Below are 18,260 nucleotides of genomic sequence, written 5' to 3'. Positions count from 1 at the left end.
CGAACCGGTCGACGACGCCGTCGTCGTTCTCGACGATGAGCGTCGGCAGCGACCGGACCTGGTACTGGTTGGCGACGTCCTGCTCCTGGTCGACGTCGACCTTCTGGAGCTCGAAGGCGTCGCCGAGCTCCTCCTGGACCTCCTCCAGTATCGGGTCCTGCGTCTTACACGGGCCGCACCAGTCGGCATAGAAATCCAGCACTCGAACGGTCATGGTTCGGCGACACGTAGCGCCGGCTCGCCGATAAGGGTTTCTCACGCGGCGGGGAGGTGGGGTGACCGGCGACGGCGGCGCTCGCGGGAGGGCGGCTCCGGCGGGACGCTCGACCGGGCGCTCCCCGAGACGAAACGCTTAGGACCGCGGACGCGGAACGTCGGCGCATGAGCAGCGGCAGCAACTCCGGCGGACTGATGTCCAGCGCGGGGCTCGTCCGGTACTTCGACTCGCAGGACCGCAACGCCATCGCGATCAACCCCAAGACCGTCCTCGCGTTCTGTATCCTCTTCGGCGTCTTCGTCCAGGTCCTCTCGCTGGCGGTCGCGTAGGCGCGCCCGTCCCGCCGCCTCCCGCCATCCTCCGGGACTCGACGAAACGGACTTATTCGCGAGGCCCCGCCCTCCGGTATGGATCGCCGCCACTATCTGCGGTCGCTCGCCGTACCCGCCGTCGCCGGGAGCGCCGGCTGTCTCGGCGTGCTGGGAAGCTCCGGTCCCGAGGGGACGGTGCTCGATCCCCCCGAGCGGGACCTGAGCGCGGCCTCCCACCCGAGCTACGGCGACGAGATGCCGCACTTCTCCGTCCCGGACCCGATAACCGGCGAGACGGTGTCCACCGAGGCGTTCGAGGGCGAGCGGGCCGTCCTGTGGACCTCCTTTTACACCAACTGCCCGGACGGCGTGTGTCCCGCGCTCATCCTCCGGCTCCGGCGCGCCCAGGCGGTCGCCGCCGAGGAGGGGTACGGCGACGAGGCCGCGTTCCTCGCGCTCACGTTCGACCCCGAGCGCGACACCGCCGACGTCCTCCGCGAGTACGCCGGCCAGCAGGGCGTGACCCTCGAGGCCGGCAACTGGCACTTCCTCCGCCCGGAGAGCTACGAGGCGGGCCAGGAGCTGTTGGACGAGGAGTTCGGGCTCGTGATCGAGAAGCAGGCGGCCGACGGGTACGAGAACCTGGAGTATCGGTTCCCCCACTACGGGCTCATCCTCCTCGCCAACAAGGAGGGGATCGTCGAGCGGGCGTACCCGAGAGGGCCGCAGACGGACATCGAACGGCTCGTGAGCGATTTCGAACGGGTGGTGACCGCGTAGGATGGAACGACGCCACCTCCTCGCCGGGATCGCGAGCGCCGGCGCGCTGGGCGCGGGCGGCGTCGTCGCGACGGGGAACGTCCCGGCCGCGCTCGGCGGGGCGTCGACGGAGCCCGTGGCGCTGCTCACGATCGACACGATCGAGGCTCCCGGCAGCCGCGACGGGGAGGTGACGATCCCGGCCCCCGACCGCCCGACGTTCGTCGACTTCTTCGGAACGTGGTGTCCCCCGTGTGCCGAGCAGATGCCGGCGCTCGGCGAGGCCGCGGACCGCGTCGGCGACGAGGTGCTGTTCGTGTCGGTGACGACCGAGGCGGTCGGGCGGTCCGTGGCCGAGGAGACCGTCGCCGACTGGTGGCGCGAGAACGACGGCGACTGGCTCGTCGGCGCGGACCCGACCGCCGAACTCGCGGCCACGCTCGAGGTGGGCGGCTATCCGACCGCCGTCGTCCTCGACTCGACGGGTCGGGTCCGCTGGTCCGACTCGGGCGTCCACACGGCCGACACGCTCGTCGACCGGATCGAGGACGTGCTCGAGGGATGATCGACGCCACCGCCAGATGACCGGGACCGCCCTCGCGACCGACCTGTCGTTCGCGGTCGCCTCCGGCGTGGCGACGTTCTTCTCGCCGTGTGCGTACCCGCTTCTCCCCGGCTACGTCGGGTTCTACGTGAACCAGGTCGACGCCGAGGAGGTCTCGATCGCGGGGGCCGGATCCCGCGGGATCGCCGCCGGGCTCGGCGTGCTAGCGACGTTCGCCGTCCTCGCGGGCGCGACCGTCCGGGTCGGCCACGCGACGCTCTCGAACGTCACTGTCTTCGAGTCGCTCGTCGGCGGGCTGCTCGTCGTCTTCGGGCTGCTCGTCGTCGCCGGGCGGACCCCGTCGATATCGGTCCCGCTCCCGAAGCGCCGCGCGAGCGTGGTCGGGTTCGGGATCTTCGGGGCGGGATACGCGCTGGCCGGCGCGGGCTGCGTCGCGCCGGTCTTCCTCGCCGTCATCGCCCGCGCGATCGCGCTCCCGACCGAGGCCGCGCTGCTGTTGCTCGGCACCTACGCGGGCGTCGTCGCCGTGCTGATGGTCGCGACCACGGTGGCGACCGGGATGGGCCTGCTCACGAACGCCGGCCGGATCATGACGCACTCGGGAACGCTGAAGCGGATCGCCGGCGCGGTGATGGTGGCCGCGGGGATCGGCCAGCTGTACCTCGCGCTCGTCGTCTACTGACCGGTCGGCCGGAGGGGGCCGTCACGGGGTCGGCTCGCCGTAGCGCGCCACTTTTGACCGTCCCCCGCCGATCGACGATATGAAAGCTGGCGTCATCGCGGTCCAGGGCGACGTTGCCGAACACGCGGAGGCGATCCGCCGCGCCGCGACCGCCCACGGCGAGTCCGCGGCGGTCGTCGAGGTCAGGGACTCGGGGATCGTCCCCGACTGCGACGTCCTCCTCATGCCGGGCGGGGAGTCGACGACCATCTCGCGGCTGATCCACCGCGAGGGGATCGCCGCCGAGATCCGCGACCACGTCGCGGCCGGCAAGCCGGTGCTCGCGACGTGTGCCGGGCTCATCGTGTGCTCGCGCGACGCCAAGGACGACCGGGTCGACGCGCTCGGGCTCGTCGACGTCTCCGTCGACCGCAACGCGTTCGGCAGACAGAAGGACTCCTTCGAGGCGAAGGTCCCCGTCGAGGGGCTCTCGGAGCCGTTCCACGCGGTGTTCATCCGCGCGCCCGCCATCGACGAGGTCGGCGAGGGGGTCGAGACGCTCGCGACGGTCGACGGCCGGCCGGTCGCGGTGCGCGACGGCCCCGTGTTCGCCACCTCCTTCCACCCCGAGCTCACCGCGGACTCGCGGATCCACGACCTTGCCTTCTTCCCCGACAGCGAGGTGGAGGCGTGAGCGACGACGGGGCGGATTCCGGGGAGTCGGGCGACGCCCCCTCCGACGGGGTGCCCGCGGCCGACGCGGTCCTCGACGACCTGTTCGCGACCATCGAGTCGCGAAAGCGGGAGCTGCCCGAGGACTCCTACACCGCCTCGCTCTTCGCCCACGAGAAGGGCGAGAACGCGGTGTTGGAGAAGATCGGCGAGGAGTCGACGGAGGCGATCCTGGCGGCGAAGGACGACGACCTCGAGGAACTCACCTACGAGAGCGCCGACCTGGTGTACCACCTGCTGGTGTTGCTCTCGATGAAGGACCTCGACCTCGCGGACCTCCGCGGGGAGCTTCGCGACCGGTTCTAGCATCATCGGGCAGGGCGTCATCGAAGGGATCCCACACGGGACGAGATTCGCTCAGTACAGGTGAAGGAGTAGGTGATCACCTAAGCGGTGGCGCGCCTGCGAGTGCCCGGCAGGGCACGAGCAGAACGCGAGGGACGCGGTGAGCGCTCGAAGAGCGCGAACCGCGAGGCTGGGGAGGTGTGAGGTGCGGGGCAGCGTGGTTGGGTGGGACTCAAAGGGGCAGCAGCGAGGGCGACGGCGGCCGACGTAAGCACTGGAAGGAGCGAGCGGAGCGAACGACTGAAGCGCGCAACGAGGCCCCCGAGCCGTCGCTGCTGGGGCTTTGAAGCAGTTCATCGCGCTAGTATCCACGTATAAACGAGCGACTGGGGCTTTGAAGACGGTCTCGGTAAGCGTGTTCACCGCGCCGGCAACTATTCCCTTCTACGCACCCCGATCTTCCTCGAACTCCACCGCGTGTCACCGCTCCCGCTCGAGCTCCCGCTCGATTTCGTCGAGATCCTCGGTCTCCAGTTCCCGCGCGATCCGGCGCTCGAACTCCGCCTCGTCGATCTCGCCCTCGACGTACTGCCGGCGGAGCCGTTCCCGTCGGTTCGCGGCGTCGCCGGCCTCGATCCCGGTCGACGCGGACGGCCGCGGCCCCCCGACTCGGTCGGCGGCCCCCGCCCCGTCGTCGCCGTCCGACAGCCACGATCCGACCCTGTACGCCACGTAGACGATCCCGGCCAGGACCGCGAGGCTCACCGCCGCGGAGACGACCGCCCAGGCGAGGCTGAGGATCGCCGAGACGACGGAGACGATGACGCTCACGGCGATCAGGGCGCCGATCGCGACCGCCGCGTAGTAGAGGGCCCGCTTCGTGTCCATGGCCGGAGATGGCGGCTTCGCGCACAAATACGTTCGCCCGGCGTCAGAAGGCTTATTCGCCTCTGTGCTCGTCTCCGAACGGAATGACGCCGGAACGCTCCCGGACGACGCTCGATCGCCGGACCCTCCTCGGCGCGACCGCCGGTCTCGCCAGCGCGTCGCTCGCGGGGTGTTCGGCGCTCGAACGGGAGCCGGACGGCGACACGTCGGGGATGGACGCGGACCGGCTCGCCGCGCTCGCGGAGCGGTTCGCCCCGCGGCTGTACTTCGACGTCCACGAGCCGTGGTTCCCGACGGACCCGCGCCCGTACACGAGCGAGCGGGACGGCGAGACGGTCGTCGACGGGTTCGACGCGCTGAACGGCTACCACGAGCGGTTCGAGGGGACCGCGGGCGACCCGGAGTCGTCGCCGGATCCGCCCGCCCCGACCGTGTTCTACCACGGCGTCCGGTACGAGGACTCCCCGCTCGAGGCCGTCCAGTTCTGGTTCTACTCCGCGTTCGACCAGTTCACGACCAACTTCCACTGGCACGACTGGGAGGTGCTCCACGTCTTCGTCGACGGCGAGACCGACGCGCCGCAGCTGTACGTCGCCAGCTCGCACTCGAGACGGGTGCCCAACAACGAGTTCCTCGATCCGGACCCGGCGGTGGTCCCCCGGATCCTTCCGGAACTCGGTTCGCACTCCTCGACGCTGTCGGTCAACGAGGTGCCCGACCGCTTCCAGCGCGTGAGTGCCGACGGGCTGCTCGCCGACGTCACGAACACCGCGATCGAGGGCGTCGAGGACCTCGCGGAGATCCCGCTCGCCTACGGACTCCCCCGCGACGAGGGGGCACGGCTCCCGTTCGTCGTCCCGGAGTACGAGGGCGAGCCGGTGTACGACCACGACCGGCTCCCGGCAGTCGACCGGGAGTCGCTGATCGACGACGCGCTCACGGTCCGGTCGCTCGACGCGCCGGCGTCGCCGCCGACGGACCTCCCGCTCCGCGAGACGGGCGTGACGTTCGAGCACGCCGGTCGGCTCGAGGCGGCAGGCGAGAGCGACGCGGGGAACGCGATCGGCTACGACCTCGTCCCCACCGCGGAACTCGAGGGGATAGACGCCTTCGTGGGCCCGCAGTTGAGCTTCGAGTTCGCGGTCCCGGAGGTCGTCGAGGACGCGGTCGCCGGCCACATCACGACGACGGGCGTGCCGTGGGCACAGCCCCGCTACGACGACCCGGCGGCGGACATCACCGCCCCGAACCATCGCGCGGAGCTCGCCGACCGGTACGACGCGATCGGCGAGCCCGCGCCGGTGAACACGGTCCTCACGCGGGTGACGGAGGCGGTGACGAGCGACGACGCGCCGGAAAACGAGGGACTGACGACCACGGACGCCGGCGTCGAGGCGGTCGCGCTGCTCGAGAGCGACCCGGAGGCGGTGCCGACGTTCGGCGGCGTCGCCGTCGTCCGCGGCGTCGAGCCGGGCGATCACCGCCTCGCGGTCAACGGCGCGGGTCGGGCCCCCCACGGCGAACGGCTGACGGTCCCGGACGCCGGAGCCGAGGGCCCGGACGCCGGAGCCGAGGGCCTGGACGCCGACGGGGACGGACCGGACGACGGCGGCGGGGGCCCCGCCACCGCCGCCGACCGGGTGACGACCGCCGGCGTCGACGGCGAGATACCTCTCGTCGCGCGCGAGGACGCGACGAAACTGGAGATCACGGACGCGGAGGCCGACGCCGAGGTGGTGGGAACAGCCCTCGAGGACGACTTCGCGGGGCGGATCTACGAGTCGTCGGTCGACGGGACCGACGCCGTGTACGTCCACGTCGGGGGCGCGTACACGACCGAGGTGCGCGACGCCGACGACGCGGTCGGCGCGTACCGGGTCACCCCCGACCCGGAGACCGACGAGGGGATCCGGATCGACCGGCCCGAGACGGGGAAGGCGTCGCTCGCGGGCTTCCTGGCCGACATCGCGGAGGAGACGCGCGCGGAGATCGCGGAGCGGGCGGGATCGGACGACACGGACGACGGCGACGCGGACGACGACGACGGCGGCGGACCCGGCGGGACCGCCGGAAACGGCGGCGGCAGCGGCGGTCCTGGGAACGCGGTCCGGGGGCTCGAGCGGGCGCTCGCCGCGGTCGTCGAGGCCGCGGAACGGGCCGAAGCGCGTGCCCGCGAGGGCGACCGCGGGAACGCGGACCGACAGCTGGAGGTCGTCGCGGAACGCCTCGAGCGGGTCGCGGAGCGCCTCGAGGCCGCGAGAAGCGGGATCCCGCCGGGACTCTCGAACGCGGCGGACAACCGGCTGGCGCAGGCGGGTCGGCGCGCGCGGCAGGCGCTCGACGCCGAGAAGCTCTAGATCGTCACCCGCGACCGGCTCAGTCGGCGTCGCCGTACCGCTCCACCACGTCGTCGATCGCGGGATCGATCGCGGTCACCTCCCCGCCCGCTCGCATCGCACTCCTCGTGTCCTTCAGGCCGGTTCCGGTGACGACGACCACGACGGAGTCGCCGGCCTCGACGATCCCCGCCTCGCGGGCCTTCCGGAGGCCGGCCACCGGGGCGGCCCCCGCGGGCTCGGCGTAGATCCCCTCGGTCCGCCCCAGGAGCGACTCCGCCGCGAGGACCTCCTCGTCGCTCACGAGGATCGACTCGCCGCCGCTCTCCTCGAGCGCCGAACAGGCCTTCACCGCGTTCCGCGGCCGGCCGACGGAGATGCTGTCGGCGACGGTGTCGGCGACCTCGTCGGCGTCGTCGTGGTCGTGGAACGCGTCGTGGATCGCGCTCGCGCCCTCGGCCTGGACGCCGAGCATCCGCGGAGTCTCCTCGACGAGGTCGAGGTCGGCGAACTCCCGGAACCCCTTCCAGCCGCCGGCGATCGTACAGCCGTCGCCCATGGAGAAGACGACCCAGTCGGGGATCTCCTCGCGGGTCTGCTCGGCCAGCTCGTGGCCGACGGTGCGTTTCCCCTCGACCTGGAAGGGGTTGACCGCGGCGTTGCGGTTGTACCAGCCGAACCGCTCCGTGACCGCCATGCTGAGGTCGTACGCCTCGTCGTAGCTCCCCCGGACGCCGAGCACGTCCGCGCCGTAGACGAGCGGCTGTGCCAGCTTCCCCTCCGGGGCGTCGCCGGGGACGAACAGGCGGCAGTCGAAGCCGCCGCGGGCGGAGAACCCCGCGAGCGACGCGGCCGCGTTGCCCGTCGAGGCGCAGGTGACGACGTCGAGCCCGAACTCTCGCGCCTTCGTCAGCGAGATCGCCGTCGCCCGGTCCTTCAACACGCCGGTGGGGTTCCTGCCGTCGTCCTTCACGCGGAGGTCGACGTCGAGCTCGGCGCCGAGCCGGGGCGCCTCGAGGAGGGGCGTCCCGCCCTCGCCGAGGGTCACCGGCTCGACGTCGTCGTCGACGGGGAGGAACGCTCGGTACTTCCACTGCGAGCCGATCGCGCCGTCGAGCGGCTCGTCGAACCGGTCGAGGACGCGGTCGTAGTCGTACGTGACCTCGAGAATGCCCTTCACGCCCGGATGATTCGGGCACGTGTAGATCACCTGGTCGGGGTCGTACTCGGCGCCACAGAGGGTACAGACGAGGGAGTCGACGTGGTCCATGGGCGGAACGTCGGGGAGGGACCACGAGAACCTACTGGTCGCCACACCCGTGGATGGAAAGCTATACGACGCCGACCGCACCACGCGTATATAAGCAGATGTCTCAGGAGGCTTACGACCACACCGCGGTCGAGAGTCGGTGGCAGGAGGCGTGGGCGGACGCCTCCGTGTACCGCACGCCGGACGACGTCGACGACCCGACGTACGTCCTCGGGATGTACCCGTATCCCTCCGGAAAGCTCCACATGGGCCACGTCCGCAACTACACGATCACGGACGCGTACGCCCGGTACCGCCGGATGCGCGGCGACGACGTGCTCCACCCGATGGGGTGGGACGCGTTCGGCCTCCCCGCCGAGAACGCCGCCAAGGAGCGCGACACCAATCCCCGCGACTGGACGTTCGACTGTATCGACACGATGAAGGGCCAGATGAAGTCGATGGGGTTCGGCTACGACTGGGAGCGGGAGGTCACCACCTGTACGCCCGAGTACTACGAGTGGAACCAGTGGCTCTTCTCCCGCTTCTCGGACGCCGGGCTCGTCGAGCGCCGCGACGCCGAGGTGAACTGGTGTCCCTCCTGTGAGACGGTGCTGGCCGACGAGCAGGTCGAGGGCGACGCGGAGCTGTGCTGGCGGTGTGACACGCCGGTCGAGACGCGCGACCTTGACCAGTGGTTCCTGAAGATCACCGAGTACGCCGACGAGCTCCTGGAGGCCATCGACGACCTGGAGGGGTGGCCCAACTCGGTGCGCCAGATGCAGCGCAACTGGATCGGCCGGCAACACGGGACCGAACTGGACTTCCACATCGAGGACCACGGCCCGGTCACCGCGTTCACCACCCGCGTCGACACCGTCTTCGGCGCGACGTTCTTCGCGCTCGCGCCCGACCACCCGATCAGCGAGGCGTTGGCCGCCGAGGACGACGCGGTCCGCCGCTTCATCGACGAGGAGGCCGACCCCGACGGCGACGAGCCGAACGGCGTCGAGACCGGACTGACCGCCACGAACCCCGTCACCGGCGAGGAGATTCCCGTCTTCGTCGCCGACTTCGTGCTCTCCGACGTGGGGACGGGCGCGCTGATGGCCGTGCCGGCCCACGACGAGCGCGACCATGCGTTCGCGACGAAGAAGGGCCTCGAGATCCGTCCCGTGATCGCGCCCGAACCCGACGACTGGGACGGGGAGACGGTTCCGGACGCGCCCGACGCCGGCGAGGCGGCGTTCACCGACGACGGCGTCCTCGTCGACTCCGGCGAGTACAGCGGCCTCGACAGCGAGACGGCCCGCGAGCGGCTGACGGCGGAGATCGAGAGCGCCGAGGAGAGCGTCCAGTACCAGCTTCGCGACTGGGGGATCTCCCGCCAGCGCTACTGGGGGACGCCGATCCCGGTCGTCCACTGTGACGACTGCGGCCCGGTGACGGTCCCCGACGAGGACCTCCCGGTGGAACTGCCCGAGTTCATCAACACGACCGGGAACCCGCTCGACGCCGCCGAGGAGTGGAAGGCGACGACGTGTCCGGAGTGCGGCGCGCCCGCGACCCGCGAGACCGACACGATGGACACGTTCGTCGACTCCTCGTGGTACTTCCTGCGGTACGTCTCTCCGGACCTGCCTGACGCGCCGTTCGACCTGGAGCGCGCCAACGACTGGATGCCGGTCGACCAGTACGTCGGCGGGATCGAACACGCCGTGATGCACCTGCTGTACTCGCGGTTCTTCACCAAGGTGCTCGCCGACGAGGAGGGGCTCGAACACCGCGAGCCGTTCACGAACCTGCTCGCACAGGGGATGGTCCAACTGGAGGGCGAGAAGATGTCGAAATCGAAGGGGAACGTCGTCTCCCCCCAGCGGATCGTCGAGGAGTACGGCGCGGACACGGCGCGGCTGTTCATGATGCAGGCCGCCCAGCCCGAGCGCGACTTCGACTGGTCCGAGGAGGGCGTCAAGTCGACGCACCGCTTCTTGGCCCGCCTGTCGGACCTCGTCGAGGGGTACGCCGCCGGCGACGTCGAAACCGCCGATCGGGACGCCGACCGCGGGACGGTCGACGAGTACGTCGCCGACGAGACGGACGCCGCCGTCGCCATCGCCGGCGACGAGTACGACGACCTCACGTTCAACGTCGCGTTGCGCGAGGCACAGGACCTCGTCCGGACGCTCCGGAGCTACCGCGAGCACGCGGAGCCGCACCCCGCGGTCTACGAGCGCGGGCTGGACGCCGCGGTCCGGCTGCTCGCGCCGGTCGCGCCGCACCTCGCCGAGGAGCTGTGGGAGACGCTCGGCCGCGACGGGTTCGTGGTCGAGGCCGACTGGCCGACCGCCACGGCCGACCGCGAGACGGTCGAGCGTCGCCGCCGGCTGGTGGCGAACACCCGCGAGGACGTCCGCGACATCGTCGACGTCGCCGACATCCGCGACCCGGAGCGGATCGACGTCGTCATCGCGCCCGACTGGAAGTACGACGCCCTCGAGATCGCGATCGACAGCGACGCCGACAACCTCATTTCGGAGCTGATGGCGGAGGACCACATCCGCGCGCGCGGCGACGAGGCGGCGTCCTACGGGCAGGACCTCCAGGCGGAGCGGGAGGCGCTCTCCGAGACGCTCTCGGGCGACGAGGAGTACGCGGCGTTGCGCGCGGCCGCCTGGCTGATCGAACGCGAGTTCGACGCCCCCGTCGTCGTCGAGCGCGCCGCGGACGCCGACCCGGAGACCGCCCGCCACGCCGAGCCCGGTCGTCCCGCGATCGACATCGCGGAGTGATCGGTCGGCACGGAGCACCCGTCCGGCACGGCACTCGTGGCGCGACGGCGGGTCCACGAGCGATCCGCCCGCGGACCGACGGCCGCCGAGCACCGATGCGCGTCACACGAACGTGATCACGACCGGGACGGCGTCCATCACCAGGATCCCGAACAGGCCCTGCCGTTTGATGGGCCACGTCGGCGCGTCCCTGAGGGACTCCCACGCCGGAGCCGCCACGTCCAGATCGGAGAAGTCCCGCCGCGGCCGCCGGTCCTCGCCGTCCGTGGCCCGCTGTAGCTCCTCGATCCGCTTCTGTCGTCCCTCCTCCATCTTCCGGTGGAGTCGCCAGAAGGAGTGATACAGCCAGAACAACGCCAGCAACGCGTAAGCCGCGACGGGGGCGACGTACAACACGACCCACGTGAGGCCGAGGAGCGTCGGCTCGAGGCCGCCGGACGGAACGTTGAGCAGCCCCTCGGCGTAGAACCGATAGGCGACGTAGCCGCCGGCGACCACCAGGATCACGTTGACGCGGGTCGCGAACCGGCCGAGGTCACGGAACCCGCCGTGGTCGTCCGGATGGAACGGCTGATACGTGAGGACGTCCCGCCGGAGGAGGTCGGTGAACTCGTACACCAGGAGGAACACGTCGTAGAGCATCGCGATGACGAACAGGGTCACGACGGAGTAGACGACGTACGCGACCTCTCCCCACCCGGCCCACGGGCTCACGATGACCGGCAACGCCAGCGGACCCAGGGCGACGACGAGCGCGAACGCCGCCGACCGCGGCATCGATATCGGGCCGACGGCGAGCGTGTCGCCTACCGTCGCGGCGAGCTCGGCGTAGAACTCGTCGTAGGCCGGCTGCGAGACGATGGTGCTGTCTCTCAACCGAGCGAAGAGGTTCTCGGCCTTCAGAGCCAGTCCGTCATAGACGAGATGTCCGGCGACCAGGACGAACAGGAAGTACCCCGCTTGGACGGTCAGGGCCGGGTCAGCGGCGCGTCCGGTCGCCGTCACCGCCCCGTAGACCGCGTGGACGGTCCCGGCGACCAGCGGCACCGCCGTCGCGAGGAAGAGCAGGCTCCGGTACAGCCCGGAGCCGCGTACGACGGACGCCAACAGCCGATAGACGAGATACGCCCACAACGACCCGACGCCCAGCCCGCCCACGAGAACCGCGCCGCCGCGGAGCGTCACCCGTGGAAGCGCGAGCCGGAGGTCGCCGGTCGCGACGGCCCGAGCGAGGTTGATGCCGAAGTACAGCGCCATCGAGACCAGCACTACCGTCGGGAGGTGACGAAGCAGCAGCCGTGTGATCCCCGTGGTGAACCGTACTGCCGGCCGGTCACGCCCTTCCGCGTCCGGAGCGGGCTCGCCGACCGGATCGAACGGCCACACCGCACACGCGCGATAGAAGGGGCCGCCGTCGCCCGTCCACCGTTCCCAGTGTGACTTCTGTGCCGGCTCCGCGTCCCCGTCAGCCATAGTCTCGTTGACCTTTAGCTCCGGCTTCAAACTTGTGGCCACGACCGCTGAGACCCACCGACGGCTCCCGGTTCGTGCGCCGAACGGACCCCGGCGTCGGAACGCTCGCCGCCGTCGTCTCGTCGAGCCCGAGGCGCGGCCGTCAGACCGTGTGCTTCGCCTCCTCCGCCTCGACGACCTCCAGGCCGCGGTTGTTCACGGCGTAGGGGTCGAGCCCCTGCTCCTGGAGGAACTGCTTGTAGAGCCGCTCGGCCGTCTCGCCGTCCTTCTGTTTGTCGCTGGCGCGGTCACACAGCTCGATCAGGGTCTCGGGCACGTCGTTCTCGTGGACGATCCAGTGGTTGATCATGTCCGAGAGCCGGCGGATGGGCGAGGTGAAGTGGCCGTAGATGTCGAAGTTGAGCGCGTGATGGCCGCCGAACGGGTCGTTCATGTACTTCGCCCGCGGCATCACCTTCAGCACGGCCCGCTGGATCTTGTTGAGCTGGCGGTCGGGCGACTCCTCGAGGGCGGCGTTGACCGCCTTGCGGGGGTCGTCGCCCCACGCCGAGCCGGGGATCGAGACGCCGTCGAGCTCCTGGATCTCTTTGAGCGCCTCGCTCCACTGGTCGGGGGTCGGCTGCGGGTGGACGCGGTACATCGCCTCGACGCCGCGGTCCCACATCAGCGTGTGCGTCACCGCCTTGTTCGCCTTCAGCATCGACTCCTCGATGATGGTGTGTGCGCGGTCCCGGCTCGGGTTGAGGACGAGCGAGCCGTCCTCCTTGCGCTGTTCGTGCATGCGGTCGGCCAGCTCGTAGGCGAGCTCGTTCTCCTCGCCGAGCGGGAGGGAGGGGTCCTCGAGCCGGTTCTCACACTCGTTGTAGGTGAGCCGCTCGTCCGAGTTGATCACGGACTTGTAGATCTCGACGTCCTCGAAGGAGAGCGTCTCGTCGTCGATCTCCATCTCCACCGTGTGCGCCAGCCGGTCCTCGTTGGGGACGAGCGAACAGACGGTCTCGGCCAGCACCGGCGGCAGCATGTGGATCGTGTAGTCCGGCAGGTAGACCGTGTTCGCGCGCTCGACCGCCTCCTCCCACATCGCGGTGTCGGGCGTGACGTAGTGGGTCACGTCGGCGATGTGGACCCACAGCCGGTAGGCGTCCGCCTCGCGCTCGATCGAGATGGCGTCGTCGAAGTCCTGGGCGTCGACCGGGTCGGTCGTCCAGGTGGTGAGATCGCGGAGGTCCCGGCGCTCGTCGATCTCCGCTTCGATCTCCTCGCGGACGCCCTCGGTTCGGGCCTCCGCCTCCCGGAGGACGTCCGGCGGGAACTCGTCGCGGATCCCGAACTCCTCGAACAGCTCCGCCCGCTTCTCGGCCAGCCGCTCGGCCAACGCCTCGGTGACCGTCACGGGACCCTGGTCCTCGGCGGAGCCCTGTTTCGGCTCGTCGTCTGACATACGCGGACCAACGCGGGTCCGTTAGAAAGGCCTGTCGGGGCGGATCGGCCGTGATCCGGGTCGCACCAGTCGGACCGCTTCGCGCCCGGCGTTAGCCGTCGTCGTGCCGTTTCGCGGAGTCGGCGACCGCGTCCGTGTAGCGGTCGAGGAACTCCTCCTGTGAGAGGCCGTCGGACTCGATGGAGAGCACGAGCGACTCCAACCCGTCACGCGGCTGGTGACAGAGATCGTCGTCGCAGTCGACACAGAGGTACTCGAACTCCTTGTCCCGCCGGTCCCAGCGGTTCCCCTCCTTGTCGTACTCGCGCGCGTCCTCGCGCAGCACCGACTCCCCGCACGCGATACAGACCACGGTCCGCCGGTCCCGGCTCCTCGGGGAGCGCCACATACGTCTCCCCTCGAACCCGGTCCACTTAGCGTTTGGTGCCGCCGGCAGACGTCCGTCCGACGGTCCCCGGTCGGCGGGCGAGCCGGCGGCCCCCGACGGGTCCGCCGGAAGCTCCGACGCCGGCAGCGAACGCAGTGTACAGGACTAATACCGAGGGCGGTCGTACGCCCCGTATGACGATCACCGAATCCGACCTGCCCGGCGTCGGAAAGAAGTTCGAGATCGAACTCGACGACGGCGAGATGATCGTCGTCATCCACAACACGGGCAAACGGGAGCTGTTCTACCGTCCGGAGCCGAGCGCGGACAGCGAGAAGACCTTCGAGTTCGGCGACGACCTGGCCCGCACGATCGGGTCGATCATCGAGGGGGCACACTTCCAGCCGCTCGAGCCGGCGACCCAGGAGACCACCCTGCCGGGCGGGGTGCTGCTCGAGTGGTACGAGCTCCCGCCGGCCTCCCCGCTCGTCGGCGAGACGCTCGAGAGCGCCGACATCGGCAACCGGACCGGGCTCGCGGTGGTCGCCATCCAGCGCGGCGACGAGGTCATCGACAGCCCCGACGCCGGCACGGTCCTCCGCGAGGGCGACACGGTGATCGGGGTCGGCACCCGCGAGAACTGCGAGGCCTTCGAGGAGCTCCTGACGGAATGACGGACGGGACCGACCGTCGCACACGTCTCGGCGACCGTCGCACACGTCTCGGCGACCGGCGCGTCCACGCCGGCGGAGGTGTCCGGTAGTGGCCCTGCTGGACGTCGGCGTCATGTTCGCCGCGATCGCGGTCGCCGGCGCGGTCGCGAACCGGCTCGGGCAGTCGGTGATCCCCTTCTACATCCTCGTCGGGATGGCGCTCGGCGAGCACGTCCTCGGCCGACTCTCCCTTCCGACGGTCGGGACCGTCCACGTCCCGGAGACGGAGTTCATCGCGCTCGGCGCGGAGCTCGGGATCGTCTTCCTCCTCTTCTTTCTCGGCCTGGAGTTCAACCTCGACCGCCTGCTCGCCCGACGCTCGGAGATCGGCACGGCGGGCACGATCGACCTCGCGAACTTCGGCGTCGGGCTCGTCCTCGGCTGGCTCGTCTTCGGCACGTTGCTGCCGGCGTTCCTGCTCGCGGGGATCGTCTACATCTCCTCGTCGGCGGTGATCACGAAATCGCTCATCGACCTCGGCTGGATCGCCAACGACGAGGCCGAGCCGCTGCTCGGCACGCTCGTCTACGAGGACCTCTTCATCGCCGTCTACCTCGCGGTCGCGTCCGCGCTGGTGCTCGGCGGCGGCGACGTCGCGGCGGCGGCGGCGGACGTGGGGATCGCGATCGCGTTCATCCTCGCGCTCCTCGGACTCGTCAGGTTCGGGACGCCGGCGTTCGACCGCCTGGTGGCGACCGACAACAAGGAGTTCGTCGCGCTGCGGACGATCGGGGCCGTCGTGCTGATCGCCGGCGCCGCGCTCGCGCTCGGCGTCAGCGAGGCGGTCGCCGCCTTCTTCATCGGGATGGCCTTCTCCGCGACCGACCACGTCCACGAGGTGGAGTCGCTGTTGGAGCCCGTCCGCGACACCTTCGCCGCCGTGTTCTTCTTCTGGATCGGGCTCGTCACCGACCCGGCGCTGTTCGGCGGCGTCGCCGCCCTCGTCGCGCTCGCGGTGGTCGTGACGGCGCCGACGAAGCTCGTCACGGGGTACTTCGCCGGGCGCGCGTTCGACCTCGACGTCCGCCGATCGACGCGGGTCGGGCTCGGGATGACCACCCGCGGCGAGTTCTCGCTCATCATCGCGACGATCGCCGTCAGCGGGGCCACGGCCGGGACGTTCGACCCGGCGGTGGCCGCGACGATCAACGCCTTCGCCGTCGGCTACGTCCTCGTGATGGCGATCCTCGGAACCACGCTGATGGGCCACTCCGAGCCGTTCGAGCGGGCGGCCGTCTCGTGGTTCGGAGGGCCGTCGACCGAGCGGAACGCGGATCCCGACGAGTGATCGGGGGACCGACTCGTTCGATCCCCGGTCGGGTCGCGATCGCGTCCCACTCGATCCTCACTCGGCCGTCATGTCGAACGGCGGCTCGGCCTCCGGCGGCAGCGGCGTCTCGTACGGCTCGCCGCCGGTCGCCGCCTCGAACGCCTCCCGCGCGGCCGCCAGCGTCTCCGGGTCGGTCATGAGGTCGTGGGCCGCCCCGGCGAGCACCTTCGCGGCGAAGAGCATCCCCTTCCTCCCGAAGTCGCCGTTGGCGGCGACGACCTGCCAGGAGTGGCCCGGCGCGCCGACCGGCCAGGTCGCCGCGTTGAACTGCCCGGTGGGCGCGATGTAGCTCACGTCGCCGACCTCGGTCGACCCGCCGGAGACCTCGTCCTCGTTGAACGGCGGGACCGGGTCCGGATACAGCGCGTGCGGCTCGACCGTCTCGCGGAGCTCCTCGGGGAGGTCCTCGAGCCGCGACTCGCGGTTGCTCTCGGAGACCGTCTCGAGCAACTCGCGGGCGAACTCGCGGTCGACGTCGTCGTACTCGATCGGTCCCACGGCCTCCATGTTCTCCCAGATGACCTCGGTGACGGGACCGTTCGCGAGGTAGTCGTGACAGCCGGAGAGGAACCGCTCTTCGACCGTCGTCCGCGTCATCGTCGCCGCGCCCTGCGCGATGTCGCGCAGCCAGTCGGTGTTGCGCTCGACCTCCTCGCGGCTCGGCGCGCGCACGAAGTACCACACCGACGCCTCGGCGGGCACGACGTTCGGAGCGTCGCCGCCGTCCGGGATCGAGTAGTGGAGCCGGGCGTCGTCGGAGATATGCTCGCGCATGAACTCGACGCCGACGTTGGTGAGCTCGACCGCGTCGAGCGCGCTCCGGCCGGAGTCCGGCGAGCCGCCGGCGTGGGCGGCCTCGCCCTCGAACTCGAAGAGGAGCGAGTTGAGCGCGTTCGAGCTGCCCACCCGCGGCGTGTTCAGGTCGCCGGGGTGCCAGGTCAACGCGGCGTCGAGGTCGTCGAAGACGCCCGCGCGGGCCATGTACGTCTTCCCGACCAGCGTCTCCTCGGCGGGACAGCCGTAGTAGCGGATCGTCCCGGCGAGGTCGCCGTCCGCGATCGCCCGCTTCACGGCGACCGCGGCCCCGAGCGTCGCGGTCCCGAAGAGGTTGTGGCCGCAGCCGTGGCCCGGTCCGCCCCGCTCTATCGGCGAGCGCTCGGCTTTCACCTCCTGTGAGAGGCCGGGGAGCGCGTCGTACTCGCCCAGGATGCCGATCGTCGGGTCGCCCTCGCCGTAGGTCGCGACGAACGCGGTCGGCATCCCGGCGACGCCCATGTCGACCTCGAACCCCTCCTCGCGCAGCGTCGTCGCGAGCGCCTCCGCCGACTCGTGTTCGTGGAGGCCCAGCTCGGGCGTCTCCCAGAGCCGCTCGGCGAGGTCGTACAGCAGTTCCCGCTCCGATTCGACCGTCTCGTACACCGTCTTCGCGCTCATCGTGGTGGCTCGCCCAAGGCGGGCGGAGCCATTGAACCTATCCCCGCGGACGGCGGGAGCGGATCGGCGCCGTCAGCCCAGGGCCGCCGCGGCGACCGCCATCCCGGCGAGCGCGGCCGGCGGGATCGTGAGGTTGTCGTCGAGGACGACCCCGGAGACGATCGGCGGGATGCCGTCGGCGACCGTGGCGGGCACCGCGCCGGCGACCGCGACCACGACGCCGACCGTCGGGCCGAACGCGGGCACCGTGAACGGGAGCGTCACCGCGAGGGAGACGACGAACATCACGCCCCACACGAGGGGACGTTTCGCCTCCTCCGGCCCGTTCTCGCCGATCGCGCCGCTCACGGGGTCGCCGACGGAGAGCATCCACATCGTCGGGACCGCGAGCGTCGGCGTCGCGAGCGGCGTGGTCGCGACGAGCGCGACCGCGGCGGTGCTGACCTGGTACAGCGCGTAGCCGGCGACCGCGTCCGCCTCATACTCGCGGGTCAGCGCGCGGTACACCGCGTGGTCGAGCCCGATCACGAGCCGGAGGAACTCCAGGACCGCGACGACGACGACGCTGGCGACGAGCAGCGCTGCGGTCTCCATCCACGTGATCCAGCCCAGCAGGTACGGGACCGGATAGAGGGTGCCGCTCGCGTGGACCAGTCGCCGCTCGAACTCCACGCGCTCGCGCCACGCTGCCGCCGGGAGCGCCACGG

At 70.8% G+C, this 18,260-nt stretch carries 18 protein-coding genes; 10 read left to right on the top strand and 8 right to left on the bottom strand.

From position 1 onward, the window contains the following. A partial coding sequence (locus DJ70_RS03715; protein ID WP_094530272.1) for a thioredoxin family protein occupies positions 1–214 on the bottom strand: 214 nt, incomplete at its 3' end. Between the two features lie 167 nt (positions 215–381). On the opposite strand from DJ70_RS03715, the gene DJ70_RS03710 reads away from it, so the two are divergent. The 6 genes from DJ70_RS03710 to hisE all read left to right on the top strand — a co-directional run bounded on the left by DJ70_RS03710 (position 382) and on the right by hisE (position 3,551). Beyond that, positions 382–546: a preprotein translocase subunit Sec61beta gene (locus DJ70_RS03710; protein ID WP_094530270.1), complete on the top strand. Its 165-nt coding sequence runs from the start codon at positions 382–384 to the stop codon at positions 544–546. 78 nt (positions 547–624) lie between these two features. Beyond that, a complete protein-coding gene (locus tag DJ70_RS03705; protein ID WP_094530268.1) occupies positions 625–1,308 on the top strand; it encodes an SCO family protein in 684 nt (227 codons plus the stop codon). A 1-nt stretch (position 1,309) separates the two neighbouring features. Beyond that, positions 1,310–1,852, top strand: a complete 543-nt coding sequence (locus tag DJ70_RS03700; RefSeq protein ID WP_094530267.1) for a TlpA family protein disulfide reductase — start codon at positions 1,310–1,312, stop codon at positions 1,850–1,852. A 16-nt stretch (positions 1,853–1,868) separates the two neighbouring features. After that, complete coding sequence (locus tag DJ70_RS03695; protein WP_094530265.1) at positions 1,869–2,534, top strand: cytochrome c biogenesis protein CcdA; 666 nt, start codon at positions 1,869–1,871, stop codon at positions 2,532–2,534. 79 nt (positions 2,535–2,613) lie between these two features. Then, complete coding sequence (gene pdxT / locus DJ70_RS03690) at positions 2,614–3,207, top strand: pyridoxal 5'-phosphate synthase glutaminase subunit PdxT (protein WP_094530263.1); 594 nt, start codon at positions 2,614–2,616, stop codon at positions 3,205–3,207. Beyond that, positions 3,204–3,551: a phosphoribosyl-ATP diphosphatase gene (gene hisE, locus DJ70_RS03685; protein ID WP_094530261.1), complete on the top strand. Its 348-nt coding sequence runs from the start codon at positions 3,204–3,206 to the stop codon at positions 3,549–3,551. Before pdxT ends, hisE begins: the two co-directional genes overlap by 4 nt. Before the next feature lie 459 nt (positions 3,552–4,010). On the opposite strand, the gene DJ70_RS03680 is transcribed toward hisE, so the two are convergent. Next, on the bottom strand, positions 4,011–4,418 hold the full coding sequence (locus tag DJ70_RS03680; protein ID WP_094530259.1) for a hypothetical protein: 408 nt from the start codon (positions 4,416–4,418) through the stop codon (positions 4,011–4,013). An 83-nt stretch (positions 4,419–4,501) separates the two neighbouring features. Here DJ70_RS03680 and DJ70_RS03675 point away from each other — a divergent pair, with 83 nt between their 5' ends. Next, positions 4,502–6,775: a hypothetical protein gene (locus DJ70_RS03675; RefSeq protein ID WP_094530257.1), complete on the top strand. Its 2,274-nt coding sequence runs from the start codon at positions 4,502–4,504 to the stop codon at positions 6,773–6,775. Between the two features lie 19 nt (positions 6,776–6,794). Here DJ70_RS03675 and thrC read toward each other — a convergent pair whose 3' ends face one another. Next, positions 6,795–8,024, bottom strand: coding sequence for a threonine synthase (gene thrC, locus DJ70_RS03670; protein ID WP_094530255.1), 1,230 nt, complete (start codon positions 8,022–8,024; stop codon positions 6,795–6,797). Between the two features lie 98 nt (positions 8,025–8,122). Here thrC and leuS point away from each other — a divergent pair, with 98 nt between their 5' ends. Beyond that, positions 8,123–10,795: a leucine--tRNA ligase gene (leuS, locus tag DJ70_RS03665; protein WP_094530253.1), complete on the top strand. Its 2,673-nt coding sequence runs from the start codon at positions 8,123–8,125 to the stop codon at positions 10,793–10,795. Between the two features lie 102 nt (positions 10,796–10,897). On the opposite strand, the gene DJ70_RS03660 is transcribed toward leuS, so the two are convergent. The 3 genes from DJ70_RS03660 to DJ70_RS03650 form a co-directional block, all read right to left on the bottom strand. Then, positions 10,898–12,268, bottom strand: coding sequence for a hypothetical protein (locus DJ70_RS03660; protein ID WP_094530251.1), 1,371 nt, complete (start codon positions 12,266–12,268; stop codon positions 10,898–10,900). A gap of 142 nt (positions 12,269–12,410) precedes the next feature. After that, a complete protein-coding gene (locus DJ70_RS03655) occupies positions 12,411–13,709 on the bottom strand; it encodes a ribonuclease catalytic domain-containing protein (RefSeq protein WP_094530249.1) in 1,299 nt (432 codons plus the stop codon). Between the two features lie 91 nt (positions 13,710–13,800). Next, the gene (locus DJ70_RS03650) at positions 13,801–14,097 is read right to left on the bottom strand and encodes a DUF7562 family protein (protein WP_094530247.1); all 297 of its coding nucleotides are present in this window, start codon (positions 14,095–14,097) and stop codon (positions 13,801–13,803) included. Between the two features lie 173 nt (positions 14,098–14,270). Between DJ70_RS03650 and DJ70_RS03645 the strand changes: the two genes are divergently transcribed. Both DJ70_RS03645 and DJ70_RS03640 read left to right on the top strand, forming a co-directional pair. Beyond that, the gene (locus tag DJ70_RS03645) at positions 14,271–14,750 is read left to right on the top strand and encodes a cation:proton antiporter regulatory subunit (RefSeq protein WP_094530245.1); all 480 of its coding nucleotides are present in this window, start codon (positions 14,271–14,273) and stop codon (positions 14,748–14,750) included. 88 nt (positions 14,751–14,838) lie between these two features. Then, positions 14,839–16,077 carry a cation:proton antiporter gene (locus DJ70_RS03640; protein ID WP_094530243.1) on the top strand — a complete coding sequence of 413 codons (1,239 nt, stop codon included), beginning with the start codon at positions 14,839–14,841 and terminating at the stop codon, positions 16,075–16,077. 57 nt (positions 16,078–16,134) lie between these two features. Here the strand turns inward: DJ70_RS03640 and DJ70_RS03635 are convergent, their stop codons facing one another. Together DJ70_RS03635 and DJ70_RS03630 are read right to left on the bottom strand one after the other, a co-directional pair. Next, on the bottom strand, positions 16,135–17,553 hold the full coding sequence (locus DJ70_RS03635; RefSeq protein ID WP_094530241.1) for an amidohydrolase: 1,419 nt from the start codon (positions 17,551–17,553) through the stop codon (positions 16,135–16,137). Positions 17,554–17,625: 72 nt separating this feature from the next. Next, positions 17,626–18,258 carry a dolichol kinase gene (locus tag DJ70_RS03630; RefSeq protein ID WP_094530239.1) on the bottom strand — a complete coding sequence of 211 codons (633 nt, stop codon included), beginning with the start codon at positions 18,256–18,258 and terminating at the stop codon, positions 17,626–17,628. Between the last annotated feature and the right edge of the window lie 2 nt (positions 18,259–18,260).

The organism is Halorubrum halodurans (assembly GCF_002252985.1).
GTDB lineage: Archaea > Halobacteriota > Halobacteria > Halobacteriales > Haloferacaceae > Halorubrum > Halorubrum halodurans.
This window is presented reverse-complemented; position numbering and strand designations above follow the sequence as displayed.